The sequence below is a fragment of the Rhodanobacter sp. 7MK24 genome (genome assembly GCF_014842995.1).
Classification (GTDB): domain Bacteria; phylum Pseudomonadota; class Gammaproteobacteria; order Xanthomonadales; family Rhodanobacteraceae; genus Rhodanobacter_A.
In genome coordinates this window covers 169,767-181,691 of the sequence record NZ_JACYXL010000003.1, presented here as the reverse complement: position 1 = coordinate 181,691, position 11,925 = coordinate 169,767, and the positions used below count along the sequence as shown (strand labels likewise).

At 65.6% G+C, this 11,925-nt stretch carries 13 protein-coding genes; 8 read left to right on the top strand and 5 right to left on the bottom strand.

Translation table 11 applies throughout. The features are described from left to right. Window positions 1-128 precede the first annotated feature (128 nt). Genes IHE49_RS07415 through asnS form a run of 4 tightly spaced genes read right to left on the bottom strand, consistent with a single transcriptional unit; the run spans window position 129 to window position 3,538 of the window. Window positions 129-917 carry an SDR family oxidoreductase gene (locus tag IHE49_RS07415; protein ID WP_192156404.1) on the bottom strand — a complete coding sequence of 263 codons (789 nt, stop codon included), beginning with the start codon at window positions 915-917 and terminating at the stop codon, window positions 129-131. Window positions 918-933: 16 nt separating this feature from the next. Beyond that, complete coding sequence (locus IHE49_RS07410) at window positions 934-1,248, bottom strand: hypothetical protein (protein WP_192156402.1); 315 nt, start codon at window positions 1,246-1,248, stop codon at window positions 934-936. A gap of 2 nt (window positions 1,249-1,250) precedes the next feature. After that, a complete protein-coding gene (locus IHE49_RS07405; RefSeq protein WP_192156400.1) occupies window positions 1,251-2,123 on the bottom strand; it encodes a MalM family protein in 873 nt (290 codons plus the stop codon). Between the two features lie 14 nt (window positions 2,124-2,137). Then, the gene (gene asnS, locus IHE49_RS07400; protein WP_192156398.1) at window positions 2,138-3,538 is read right to left on the bottom strand and encodes an asparagine--tRNA ligase; all 1,401 of its coding nucleotides are present in this window, start codon (window positions 3,536-3,538) and stop codon (window positions 2,138-2,140) included. Between the two features lie 162 nt (window positions 3,539-3,700). Between asnS and IHE49_RS07395 the strand changes: the two genes are divergently transcribed. The 6 genes from IHE49_RS07395 to alr all read left to right on the top strand — a co-directional run bounded on the left by IHE49_RS07395 (window position 3,701) and on the right by alr (window position 8,308). After that, window positions 3,701-4,027, top strand: a complete 327-nt coding sequence (locus IHE49_RS07395; RefSeq protein WP_192156396.1) for an iron-sulfur cluster assembly accessory protein — start codon at window positions 3,701-3,703, stop codon at window positions 4,025-4,027. 274 nt (window positions 4,028-4,301) lie between these two features. Then, window positions 4,302-4,706 carry a 30S ribosomal protein S6 gene (rpsF, locus tag IHE49_RS07390; protein WP_192156394.1) on the top strand — a complete coding sequence of 135 codons (405 nt, stop codon included), beginning with the start codon at window positions 4,302-4,304 and terminating at the stop codon, window positions 4,704-4,706. Between the two features lie 14 nt (window positions 4,707-4,720). Beyond that, on the top strand, window positions 4,721-4,951 hold the full coding sequence (gene rpsR / locus IHE49_RS07385) for a 30S ribosomal protein S18 (RefSeq protein ID WP_008213232.1): 231 nt from the start codon (window positions 4,721-4,723) through the stop codon (window positions 4,949-4,951). Window positions 4,952-5,056: 105 nt separating this feature from the next. Further along, complete coding sequence (gene rplI, locus IHE49_RS07380) at window positions 5,057-5,509, top strand: 50S ribosomal protein L9 (protein WP_192156392.1); 453 nt, start codon at window positions 5,057-5,059, stop codon at window positions 5,507-5,509. Window positions 5,510-5,811: 302 nt separating this feature from the next. After that, window positions 5,812-7,206, top strand: a complete 1,395-nt coding sequence (locus IHE49_RS07375; protein WP_192156390.1) for a replicative DNA helicase — start codon at window positions 5,812-5,814, stop codon at window positions 7,204-7,206. Between the two features lie 13 nt (window positions 7,207-7,219). Next, the gene (alr, locus tag IHE49_RS07370; RefSeq protein ID WP_192156388.1) at window positions 7,220-8,308 is read left to right on the top strand and encodes an alanine racemase; all 1,089 of its coding nucleotides are present in this window, start codon (window positions 7,220-7,222) and stop codon (window positions 8,306-8,308) included. An 8-nt stretch (window positions 8,309-8,316) separates the two neighbouring features. On the opposite strand, the gene IHE49_RS07365 is transcribed toward alr, so the two are convergent. Continuing rightward, window positions 8,317-9,675, bottom strand: coding sequence for an MFS transporter (locus IHE49_RS07365; protein WP_225578269.1), 1,359 nt, complete (start codon window positions 9,673-9,675; stop codon window positions 8,317-8,319). 252 nt (window positions 9,676-9,927) lie between these two features. On the opposite strand from IHE49_RS07365, the gene radA reads away from it, so the two are divergent. Both radA and IHE49_RS07355 read left to right on the top strand, forming a co-directional pair. After that, window positions 9,928-11,304: a DNA repair protein RadA gene (gene radA, locus IHE49_RS07360; protein WP_192156385.1), complete on the top strand. Its 1,377-nt coding sequence runs from the start codon at window positions 9,928-9,930 to the stop codon at window positions 11,302-11,304. A 246-nt stretch (window positions 11,305-11,550) separates the two neighbouring features. Further along, window positions 11,551-11,907, top strand: coding sequence for an RcnB family protein (locus IHE49_RS07355; RefSeq protein WP_192156384.1), 357 nt, complete (start codon window positions 11,551-11,553; stop codon window positions 11,905-11,907). The last annotated feature ends 18 nt before the right edge of the window (window positions 11,908-11,925 follow it).

The window sequence follows — 11,925 nt, the reverse complement described above, 5'->3', positions numbered from 1 at the left end:
TTTTGCGCGGACGCCAGATGAAGAGCGAAGGATCGGATGTCCGGCCATGATCGGGTGATGACGTCGGTGCTCGGGCGAACAGCCCGGTCCGATGGCAACTTGGGTCATGGAGAATCGGGAATAGGCGCTTACAGCGAACGCATGCGTCCACCGTCCACCGGCAGGCTGACGCCGGTGATGTAACTCGCGGCGGGTGAGGCGAGAAAAGCCACTGCGGCGGCGATCTCCGAGGCGTCGGCGAAACGGTGCATGGGCACCTCGGCTTCCATTGCCTGCTGCACTTCGATCAGCGGTTTGCCGCTCTTCTGCGCCCGCGCGGCGACGATCTGCTCGATGCGCGGCGTACGGGTGGAGCCGGGCAACACGTTGTTGACGGTGATGCCGAACGGCGCCAGTTCCCCGGCCAGGGTCTTGGCCCAGCTGGCCACCGCGCCGCGCGTGGTATTGGATACGCCGATGCCCGGGATCGGTTCGCGCACCGAGGTCGAGATCACGTTGACGATGCGACCCCAGCCGGCCGCGCGCATGCCGGGCACGACGGCCTGCGCCAGCGTATGGCAGGCCAGCAGATGCTGCTGCCACGCGGCGAGGAAATCCTGCGTCGTGGCGTCCAGTACGCTGCCGGGCGGCGGCCCGCCACTGTTGTTGACGAGGATATGCACGGGCGCACGGGCGACCAGTGCTTCGGTATGTGCGCGCAGGGCGAGAGCGTCGCCGACATCGACGGCGATGAATCCGTGGTGCTGCTCCGGATGGATGCGAGGCAATGCGGCGGCGAGGGTCTCCAGCACCTCGGCGCGGCGCGCCAGCAGGGTGACATCGGCGCCAAGCTGCGCCAATTCGATCGCGCTGGCGTGGCCGATGCCTTGCGAGGCGCCGCAGACCAGGGCGTGACGGCCTTCGAGATTCAATTGCATGGAGGCTCCGGTGGTCTCAGCCCCAGCGCAGGCGCATGCCCAGCGCGGCCAGCCAGCACGACCAGCCCAGCCACTGGCTGTAGCGCCAGATGCCGCGCCAGCGGTTGATGTCGCGGTCACCCAGCAGGGTCAGCGCGGGCGAGCGCAGCACGTATTGCATGCGCATCCAGATCCGCAGCGGACCGATCCTGCCTTTGGCCGACTCGATTACTACCTCCCAGTGCTGGGGTTGGCGTTGGCGCATCAGCGAAGCCACCCGGAACGGTGCCACGTAGGAGAGCACGAACAGCACGACGCCGATGGCCAGCAGGCCGAGGTAGATGGCCAGCACGCTCAGCCCTCCGTGGCCTTGGGGGCAGCGGTATTGGTGCCGGGAGTCGCACCAGGACTGGTGCTGTTGCTGCCATTCGAGCCGCCACCGCTGCCGCCCCAGGGCAGGGCGGTGCGCAAGGTGTTCAAGAGGCCATCGCCCTGCGGGGGCTTTTTGCAGATCGCATTGTCCACGGCCTTGGCATAGGTGGCATCCATCATACCTACCCAGATCGTGCCATCAGGGCCGTGCGGCACGCTGAAGGTGCCGCTGGCATCCATGCCCAGTGTGGCCTGGGTGTTCTGGGTGGAAAACGCGGTGGGCGACTGCTCCCAGTAGGTCTTGCCCTTCTGCTGATCGGCCGAGCTGTAGATCAGCAGGTAGCGCGCCTGCTTGCTGTTGACGGTGTAGACACCGAACGCACCGGAACTCGCATCGCTCCAGCCCATGTGCTCGCACAGGGAGACATCGTCGGAGGCGATCGGCTGGAAGCCGCTGTCAAGCAACACCACGGTAGGCGCAAACAGGTAGCTGGACTTCAGCCAGCGGCCGTTCAATTCGGACTTGAACGCCAGTCGGTAGGGCAGCTTGGCGCCTTCCGGCAGGCGAAAGGCGAGGAAATAGCTGTGCGTGCCGTTGATGTCCGCCACGCTGCTGCCGCTGCCCAGCGTGTACGCCTGCGGCTGCCACGGCAGCATGTCCTGGTAGGAGAAGTCCGCAAAGCTGGTACAGCAGGGCGAGGCGTCGAGCAGTTGCTTCTGCGCCAGCTTGAGCGGTGCATTGCTGGTGTCTGGCGGGCGCAGGTTGGGCGGCACCAGCGTCTTCACGGTGTGACAACCAGCCAGCAGCGTGCCGGCGGCGAGGATGAGGGGCAGGGTGGGGGGCCGGCGCTTCATTCGCATCAGTTAACTCAGAATTCGGCCGTCCCTGCCGCACGCGGATAGGGGATGGCATCGCGGATGTTGGAGAGACCGCACACATAGACCAGCAGGCGCTCGAAGCCGAGGCCGAAGCCAGCGTGCGGCACGGTACCGTAACGGCGGAGGTCACGGTACCAGCCATAAGTGGCAGGATCGAGTCCGAATTTGGCCATCCGGGCGTCCAAATGATCGAGGCGCTCCTCGCGTTGTGCACCGCCGATGATCTCGCCGATGCCGGGCGCCAGTACATCCATCGCCGCCACGGTCTTTTCGTCATCGTTCAAACGCATGTAGAAGGCCTTGATTGCCTCTGGATAGTTCATTACGACCACGGGACGGCCGATATGTTTCTCGGCGAGATAGCGCTCGTGCTCGGTCTGCAGGTCGATGCCCCAGGCTACCGGGTATTCGAATTTCTGCCCGGACTTCTTGAGGATCTCTACGGCCTCGGTGTAATCGATGCGCTCGAACGGCTGGGCGATGAAGGCTTCCAGGCGGCTGATCGCATCCGGTTGCACGCGCTCGGCGAAGAACGCCATGTCGTCCGCGCGCTCCTCCAGCACGGCCTTGAAGATGGCCTTGAGGAAGCCCTCCGCGCAGTCGGCATTGTCGTTGAGATCGGCGAAGGCGATCTCCGGTTCCACCATCCAGAACTCGGCGAGGTGGCGCGGGGTGTTGGAGTTTTCTGCGCGGAAGGTGGGGCCGAAGGTGTAGACCTTGCTCATCGCGAGGCAGTAGGCCTCCACGTTGAGCTGGCCGGACACGGTGAGGAAGGCTTCACGGCCGAAGAAGTCCTTGCGGAAATCGATCTTGCCGTCCGGCGTGCGCGGCAGGTTTGCCAGGTCCAGGGTGGACAGGCGGAACATGTCGCCGGCGCCTTCCGCGTCCGAGGTGGTGATGATCGGCGTGTTGATCCAGAAGAAGCCCTGTTCGGTGAGCCAGCGGTGGATCGCCGTCATCATGGTGTGGCGCACGCGCGTCACCGCGCCGAACAGGTTGGTGCGCGGGCGCAGGTGCGCCACTTCGCGCAGGAATTCCATGGTGTGCGGCTTGGGCTGGATCGGATAGGTCAGCGGATCGTCCACGAAGCCGGTGACTTCCACCGTGTCGGCCTGGATCTCGAAACGCTGGCCCTTGCCCTGCGACGGCGCCAGCGTACCGGTGACGATCACGCCCGCGCCGGTGGTGAGGTGCTTCACCTCGCTCTCGTAGTTGGCCAGCTTGTCGGTGGCCACGGCCTGGATCGGGTCGAAACAGGAGCCGTCGGTCACGTTGACGAAGGACAGGCCGCCCTTGGCATCGCGGATCGTGCGCACCCAGCCGCGTACCGTGACCACGTTGCCGGCCTCGATGGCACCGGAAAGAGCCTGTTTGACGCTGACCACCGTCATGAATGGGAACTCCTGTTGAAATGTGCCGCAGCGGGCGCATTTAGTAGGGGAACGCGCGTCCTGTGGGGCGCGTGGACAAACCCGCATGATAATCTAGGCCCCGCACGTGCCGCGACCGAAATGGCATGTGTCTTTCCACGTTTCGCACGATTGCCGACAGCCATGACCATCACGATCACCCCCGCCGCCAGCGAACGCATGCGCCGCTTCCTCGCGCAGTCGCCGGACGCCGCCGGCGTGCGTTTCGGCGTGAAGCGCACCGGCTGCTCCGGTTTCGGCTACGTGGTGGACCTGGCCCAGTCGCTGGGCGAAGGCGACCGGCTGGTCAGCATCGACGGCGTGCCGCTGGTGGTGGACGACAAGAGCCTGCCGCTGGTGGACGGTACCGTGATCGACTTCCAGAAGCAGGGCCTCAACGCCAGCTTCGTGTTCCACAATCCCAACGCTACCGGCGAGTGCGGTTGCGGCGAAAGCTTCACGGTGGGGTGAACGGGGGGGCGGTACCTATTGCGCTCTTCCCTGAGCGCAAAAGTCAAACGGGCGGCCATGCGGTATTTGTGCGCTCATCCTTGATCGCCAAGGTCAGGCGGGCAGCCATCCATGGCTGCGCTCTTCAAATTCAGTTACTTGCGTCTCCCCTTGCGTTCCCCGTACAATTCCGCTTCTGTCCGCCCCGCAAGGGACGTGATGGGCACTTGCCTCACCGCATCCGGCGGGAGGCTGCGAGGCCATTCCGGCCGCATCCACAAGGAGTCGAACCACGATGTCCCTGCGACATTACGAAGTCGTGTTTCTGGTCCACCCTGACCAGAGCGAGCAGGTCCCTGCCATGATCGAGCGCTACAAGTCGCTGATCGAGGCCGACGGCGGCAAGATCCACCGCCTGGAAGACTGGGGCCGCCGCCAGCTGGCCTACCCGATCGTCAACCTGGCCAAGGCGCACTACGTGCTGCTGAACATCGAAGTCGGCCAGAACGCGCTGAACGAGCTGGAGTCGGGCTTCCGCTTCAACGACGCCGTGCTGCGTCACCTCGTCGTCAAGCGTGACAGCGCCGATACCGAGCAGTCCTTCATCCTGAAGAGCAAGGAAAAGGACGACGCCCGCTCGTCGCGTCGCCGTGATGATGACGTCGACAGCCGCGACAACGACAGCGACAGCGAAGACTGAGAGGAACCACGACCATGTCCAAGTTTTTCCGCCGCCGCAAGTTCTGCCGCTTCACCGCGGAGAAGGTGAAGGAGATCGACTACAAGGATCTCAACACCCTGCGCCAGTACATCACCGAGAACGGCAAGATCGTGCCGAGCCGCATCACCGGCACCAAGGCGCGCTACCAGCGCCAGCTGGCGACCGCGATCAAGCGCGCGCGCTTCCTCTCGCTGCTGCCGTACACCGACAACCACGACGTCTGATGCTCCGGCGCTCTTCTCCTCCGGAGGAGAGCGCCGAAAGCAGGACCTTCGGACAGCCGTCCACGGCTGCGTCGGCCATCCCGGCGCTAACGAAAAGGAATACCCATGGAACTCATTCTTCTGCAGAAAGTGCGCAACCTCGGCGACCTCGGTGACAAGGTCAGCGTGAAGCCGGGCTACGGCCGCAACTTCCTGATCCCGCAGGGCAAGGCCGTACGCGTGAACGCCGCCAACCTGGCTGCGTTCGAGCAGCGCCGTGCCGAGTACGAGGCGCGCGCCAAGAACATGCTGAGCGAGGCCGAAGGCCGCAAGGCCAAGCTGGCCGACGTGTCGGTGACGATCGAAGCGCACGCCAGCCCCGAAGGCAAGCTGTACGGCTCGGTGGGCCCGCGCGACATCGCCGAGGCGCTGCAGGCCGTCGGCCACGACATCCACAAGGGTGAAGTGATCCTGGGCGAAGGCCCGCTGCGCAACGTCGGCGAGTTCGAGGTGGCCATCCACCTGCATGCCGATGTGCAGACCAGCGTCAAGGTGATCGTGGTCGGCGAGAAGAAGTAAGGCCGTCGCCACACGTTTGCGACCACCATCCTTGGTGGTCGCCTTACAGGCCATCGCTGCACGATGTCAAAAATCGCTCCAGGCGATTTTTCGCGAACGGGCGCCTTCGGGCGCCCGTTCGTTTTGGAGCTGGAAGGCGGTTGAGGAGGTGTGCTGCTTATCCCCAACTTTCCCCAGCTTTTCCACAGCTTTCCATCTCGACCCATGAGACGCCGCCGCGCATCATGTGGGTCTTGCCCGCTGTCGAGCGTCGGCGTGTGCCGCGGCGAACGCGGCCGGTTCGTCTTTCCCGAGGTAGCCCGATGTCCTACGTGCCCGAACGCAAGCCTTCGTCGCCGGCCATCGAGGCGCTGCGCGTGCCGCCGCATTCCATCGATGCCGAGCAGGCGGTGCTGGGCGGCCTGATGCTGGCGCCCGACGCGCTGGACAAGGTGGCCGACCGCCTCGGCGAAGAGGATTTCTACCGCCGCGACCACCGCCTGATCTGGCGCGCGATCACCGAGCTGGCGAACAAGGGCATGCCCTGCGACGCGGTGACCCTGGGCGACTGGTTCGAGGCCAACGGACTGGCCGAGATGGTCGGCGGCGCGAGCTACTTGATCGAGCTGGCCAACAGCACGCCCAGCGCGGCGAACATCGCCGCCTACGCGGAAATCGTGCGCGAGAAATCCGTACTGCGTCAGCTGATCGACGCCGGCACCTCGATCACCGAGGACGGCTACCGCCCCGAAGGCAAGAGCGTGCAGGAGGTGCTGGAAAGCGCCGAGCAGCGTGTGTTCCACATCGCCGAATCGGGTGCGCGCGGCAAGAAGGATTCCGTCTCCATGCGCGAGGCGGTGAAGGATGCGTTCCGCCTGCTCACCGAGCGCTACGAGAATCGCGGCCAGCTCACCGGCATCACCAGCGGCTTCACCGACCTCGACAATCTCACCTCGGGCCTGCAGCCCTCCGATCTGATCATCGTGGCCGCGCGCCCCTCGATGGGCAAGACGGCCTTCGCGCTGAACATCGCAGAGAGCGCCGCGTTGCGCGCGAAGAAGGCGGTGGTGGTGTTCTCGATGGAAATGTCCGCCTCGCAGCTGGCGTTCCGCCTGATTTCCTCAGTGGGCCGCATCCATCAGCAAGCGCTGCGCAACGGCGACCTCAACGAGGAGGATTGGCCGCGCGTCTCCAACGCCATCGCCATTCTCTCGGAAGCGAAGATCTTCATCGACGACACGCCGGGCCTGTCGCCGGTGGAAATGCGCTCGCGCGCCCGTCGCCTGCACCGCGAGCACGGCGGCCTGGGCCTGATCGTGATCGACTACCTGCAGCTGATGCAGGTGCCCGGGAACAAGGAGAATCGCGCCACCGAGATTTCAGAAATCTCGCGTTCACTGAAGGGGCTCGCCAAGGAACTCAACGTGCCCGTGATCGCCCTTTCGCAGTTGAACCGCTCGCTGGAACAGCGCGCCGACAAGCGTCCGATGATGTCCGACCTGCGCGAATCGGGCGCCATCGAGCAGGATGCCGACGTGATCATGTTCATCTACCGCGACGAGTACTACAACAAGGAATCGGCGGACAAGGGTCTGGCCGAGATCATCATCGGCAAGCAGCGTAATGGCCCCACCGATACGGTGAAGCTCACCTTCCTCGGTCATTACACCAAGTTCGAGAACTACGCTGCCGATTCGTTCGTCGGCAGCTTCGAGTAACCGCGCGCCCCGCATGAGCCGCACAACCGTCGCCACCATTCATCTGGGCGCTCTGCGCCACAATCTTGCCCGCATCAAGGCCATGGCCGCGCCAGCGAAGGTGATGGCGGTGGTCAAAGCCGACGCCTACGGCCACGGGCTGGAGCGCGTGGCGCGCGCGCTGGACGCCGAGGCCGAATGCTTCGCGGTGGCTGCGCTGGGCGACGGCCTGCGTTTGCGTGCGGCGGGTCACCGCCAGCGCATCGTGGTGCTGTCCGGCCCCGACCAGCCTGGCGACATCGCCGAGATGCAGCGGCTCGGGCTGGAGGCGGCGATCCATCACGAGGCACAGTTGGCGTGGCTGTCCGAAGCCAGCACGGCGCGCGGACGCCTGCGCATATGGTTGAAGATCGACAGCGGCATGCATCGCCTGGGCTTTGCTCCCGAGCGCGTGGCCGAGGTGCATATGCGGCTTGCCGCGATGCCCGGCATCGATGCCGAGATCGGCCTGCTCACACACTTCGCCGAGTCGGAAGTGTTCGACGGCGATGTCACGCGCGCGCAGATCGCGCGCTTCAACGAAGTGACCCATGGCCTCGATGGTCCGCGCTCGCTGTCCAACTCGGCCGCCGTGCTGGGTTGGCCCGAGGCGCGCGCCGACTGGGTGCGCACCGGTGGTCTGCTGTATGGCCTGTCGGTGGTGGACGACAAGAGCGGCGTGGATTTCGGCTTCCGTCCCGCGATGACGCTGTCCACGCGGCTGATCGCGATCAACCGCATCGGCAAGGGCGAGCGTATCGGTTACAACGGCACATGGATCTGCCCCGAGGACATGCCGGTGGGCGTGGCCGCCGTCGGCTATGGCGACGGCTACCCACGCAGCGCTGCCAGTGGCACGCCGGTGTTGGTGGGCGACGCGCGCGTGCCGCTGATCGGCCGCGTTTCGATGGATCTTGTCACGCTCGACCTGCGCACGGCGCCACAGGCGAAAGTGGGCGACCGCGTCACCCTTTGGGGCGATGGCCTGCCGGCGGAAACCGTCGCAGCCAATGCCGGCACCATCAGCTACGACCTCACCTGCGGCATGACGCGCCGCGTGCTGTTCGTCGAGGACGAAGGCTAGGGCGCGCGCTAGGAAGATGGAGCTTGTCCGCCCGCATCCATGTGGCTTGTGCGACCGATAGTCAGCCAGGCGAGAAGCGCACCGCCCAGTTGCACCAGACCACCGGTGACGAGTGCAACGCTGAGCGCATGGGCACCGCTCCCACAGAGCGCGTAGAGCGTGCCCAGGCCGGCGACCCCGAGCGTGGCACCGACCATGCGGGCGACATTGATGAGCGCCGAGGCGGTGCCCGAGCGGGCAGCGGACACCGATGCCACGGCGACGCCCATGAGTGGCCCCGTATTCGCACCCATGCCCAGGCCGGTCAGTACGAGTCCCGCTTGAGCCAGACCCATCGGACGACCGCCTTCGGTCAACGCGACGACCAGCAGGCCGAGGCCGATGATTCCCGTACCGGCGGCGATGGTCGCGCGTGTGCCGAACCGCTCGGTCAGTGCGCCGGAACACCGGGAGACCATGACGAAGATTGCGGCCATCGGCAGCAGACCCAGGCCGGCCTGCACGGGGTCGAGCGGACTGGCATTCGCGCCAGCGGTCTGCCAGCAGAGCGGCAGCAGGAACAGCAGGCCGTACATCCCGAAGGTCATCGCGGCCGTCGCGCCGATGGCTCCCGTGAAATCCGCTATGCGGAACAGGGAAATCGGTACCAGGGCGGCGTCGCCATGGCGGCGCTCGACTGCCACGAACAACGCGATGGCGAGCGCCGTGACCGGCAGCGTAACGGCGAGCAGGCCGGGTGTTTCGCGGCCTTCAATGGCAGTCAATGCCAGGCCGCCCAGGGCGACGGCACCAAAGATCTGGCCGGCCAGATCGAAGCGTCGACCTTGCGGGTCGGCCGATTCCGGCACGGACAGCCGCGCGAGTACGCAGGCCAGGGCACCCACCGGCAGGACAATCAGAAACACGCTGCGCCAGCCGAAGCCCTGGATCAACATGCCGCCAAGCGTCGGACCGATCGCGAAGGCCAGACCGTTGCAACCGGCCCAGATGCCCAGCGCACGACCTCGTTCTGCCGGATCGGTCCATTCGACCCGCAGTATCGCCAGCGACGCAGGCAGCAGAAATGCCGCCCCCAATCCGGCGACAACACGGCCCAGAATGAGTACCGCTGCGTCGTTGGCCACCCCGCAGGTCAGACAGCCTGCGCAGAAGATGGCGACGCCGGCGGTGAAGATGCGGCGCCGGCCGAACAGGTCACCCAGCAGTCCGCCGGTGAGAAGAAAAAGCGCGTACGTCAGGTTGTAGCCATCGACGATCCACTGCAGCGGAGCAACCCCGAGACTCAAGGCGGTCGCTATGGGATGCAACGCGAGGTTGACGACCGAAGTGTCGATCTGCGCAAGCAGGACGCCGAGACACAGGGTCAACAGGAGGCAGCCGCGTCCCTGCGACGACCGATGCGTCGGCACTGCCGTTGCTGCTGCATGCTGTGTGGGAATGGATCGGCGCGATCGCACGAGTGTCGGTCACTGGTGGCAGAGTAGGGGATGAAACTTACGCGGCCTCTGCTGACAGCCTGTTGTCAGCAGACGCGTACGTGGCATCGCGGGGACACGGGTCTCGTGATTTGTGACGATGGGCGACTAAGCTCACTACTTTGCGCTCCGGGAAATGAATCCATGGCCAAGCCAAAGACCGCCTATGTCTGCACCGATTGCGGCGCCGAGCATCCCAAGTGGCAGGGCTCATGCGTGGAGTGCGGGGCGTGGAACACACTTTCCGAGATCGTGCTGCAGCCTGCGGTGAAGTCGGCTGGCGCCGCGCGCGGCGGTTATGCAGGCAAGGCAGCCGGCGCCAGCCGGGTGATGCCGTTGACTGAAGTGGCGGTGACTGCCGAGGCGCGCACACTCACCGGCATTGGCGAACTGGATCGCGTACTGGGCGGCGGCCTGGTCGAGGGCTCGGTGGTGCTGGTGGGCGGCGACCCGGGCATCGGCAAGTCGACTCTGTTGCTGCAGATGCTTGGCACGCTGGGTGTGCAATTGCCCAGCGTCTACGTCACCGGCGAGGAGTCGCTGGCGCAGGTGGCGTCGCGCGCGCAGCGCCTGGGCCTGCCCCTAGAACCGCTGCAGGCGCTGGCCGAAACCTGCATCGAACGCATCCTGGAACAGGCGGCGGTGGCGAAGCCGCGCGTGCTGGTGATCGATTCGATCCAGACGATCTGGACCGAACTGCTCACCGCTGCGCCGGGTTCGGTGTCCCAGGTGCGCGAATCGGCGGCGCGGCTCACGCGCTTCGCCAAGGAAACCGGCACCAGCGTGTTCCTCGTCGGCCATGTCACCAAGGAGGGCGGCATCGCCGGTCCGCGCGTGCTGGAGCACATGGTGGATGCGGTGCTGTATTTCGAGGGCGAATCCGGCAGCCGCTTCCGCGTGCTGCGCGCGTTCAAGAACCGCTTCGGCGCGGTCAACGAACTGGGCGTGTTCGCGATGGGCGACAAGGGCCTGCGCGAAGTGCCCAATCCGTCCGCGATCTTCCTTTCCGTGCATGCCGGCCCCACGCCGGGCAGCGCGGTGATGGTGACTCGCGAAGGCACCCGGCCGCTGCTGGTCGAGGTGCAGGCATTGGTGGATCAATCTTCGCTGGGCAATCCGCGCCGGGTGGCGCTGGGTCTGGAGCAGAACCGCCTGGCGATGCTGCTGGCCGTGCTGCACCGGCATGGAGGCGTGGCTGCCTATGACCAGGATGTGTTCATCAACGTGGTGGGTGGCATCCGGGTGCAGGAGACCGCCGCGGACCTGCCGACGCTGCTGGCGGTGTTGTCTTCACTGCGTGACCGGCCGCTGCCGGAAAAGACCATCGCGTTTGGCGAAGTGGGCCTGTCCGGCGAAATCCGCCCGGTGCCGAACGGCGAGGAACGCCTGAAGGAGGCCGCGCACCACGGTTTCCGCCGCGCCATCGTGCCCAAGGCGAACGCGCCAAAGTCCGGCCGCGTGGGCGAACTGGAAGTGGTCGGTGTGGAACGGTTGGCGCAGGCGATCGACGCTTGCCGTTGATCTTCGGGCTGGGCGTGAGGTTTCGGGTTGGTACAGGTTCCGCGGGCGGGACGGCAAAGGCCGTCGTAAACAGACGGAGTCGCGGCATCGTCCGCCGGTCGGGCAACAGGGGCGCTTCGAGGATTCACGCAAGGTTGAGGGTGTTGGTTGGATCGTGGGGTTGCCACGGTAGGTCTTGTAACCGGACAGGAGCCAGCAGGTGCGTTGCAGCATCGCGGGCCGTGGAAATTGACCGAGGAGGATTCCATGAAGAAGCTTATTGGCGTCATCGTGTTGAGCGGTTCCCTGCTGGCTTCGGCCGGCGCCGCTGTCGCCCAGCAGTACGGGCCACCCGGTCAAGGCTATCCGCCGCCGGGTCATGGCCCGCAGCACTTTCACGGCATGTATGACCAGGGACGCCACGAGGGCTGGTACAAAAGGGGCGGTCACCTGCCGCCCTCGTATCGCGGTCGGCAATACGTGGTATCCGATTGGCACAGCGCCCATCTGCGCCCGCCACCGCGCGGCTATCACTGGGTACGCAGCGACAACGGCGACTTCCTGCTGGTGGCGGTCACCACAGGCGTGATTGCCAGCATCATCGCGGCGACGGCCGGCCACTGATGTCATTCGATCTCCTGT

Excerpts from the sequence above, each read along its gene's own strand:
- IHE49_RS07415 (WP_192156404.1), bottom strand. The coding sequence starts at position 917 with ATGCAATTGAATCTCGAAGGCCGTCACGCCCTGGTCTGCGGCGCCTCG.
- IHE49_RS07405 (WP_192156400.1), bottom strand. The coding sequence starts at position 2,123 with ATGAAGCGCCGGCCCCCCACCCTGCCCCTCATCCTCGCCGCCGGCACG.
- asnS (WP_192156398.1), bottom strand. The coding sequence starts at position 3,538 with ATGACGGTGGTCAGCGTCAAACAGGCTCTTTCCGGTGCCATCGAGGCC.
- IHE49_RS07395 (WP_192156396.1), top strand. The coding sequence starts at position 3,701 with ATGACCATCACGATCACCCCCGCCGCCAGCGAACGCATGCGCCGCTTC.
- rpsF (WP_192156394.1), top strand. The coding sequence starts at position 4,302 with ATGTCCCTGCGACATTACGAAGTCGTGTTTCTGGTCCACCCTGACCAG.
- rpsR (WP_008213232.1), top strand. The coding sequence starts at position 4,721 with ATGTCCAAGTTTTTCCGCCGCCGCAAGTTCTGCCGCTTCACCGCGGAG.
- rplI (WP_192156392.1), top strand. The coding sequence starts at position 5,057 with ATGGAACTCATTCTTCTGCAGAAAGTGCGCAACCTCGGCGACCTCGGT.
- IHE49_RS07375 (WP_192156390.1), top strand. The coding sequence starts at position 5,812 with ATGTCCTACGTGCCCGAACGCAAGCCTTCGTCGCCGGCCATCGAGGCG.
- alr (WP_192156388.1), top strand. The coding sequence starts at position 7,220 with ATGAGCCGCACAACCGTCGCCACCATTCATCTGGGCGCTCTGCGCCAC.
- radA (WP_192156385.1), top strand. The coding sequence starts at position 9,928 with ATGGCCAAGCCAAAGACCGCCTATGTCTGCACCGATTGCGGCGCCGAG.
- IHE49_RS07355 (WP_192156384.1), top strand. The coding sequence starts at position 11,551 with ATGAAGAAGCTTATTGGCGTCATCGTGTTGAGCGGTTCCCTGCTGGCT.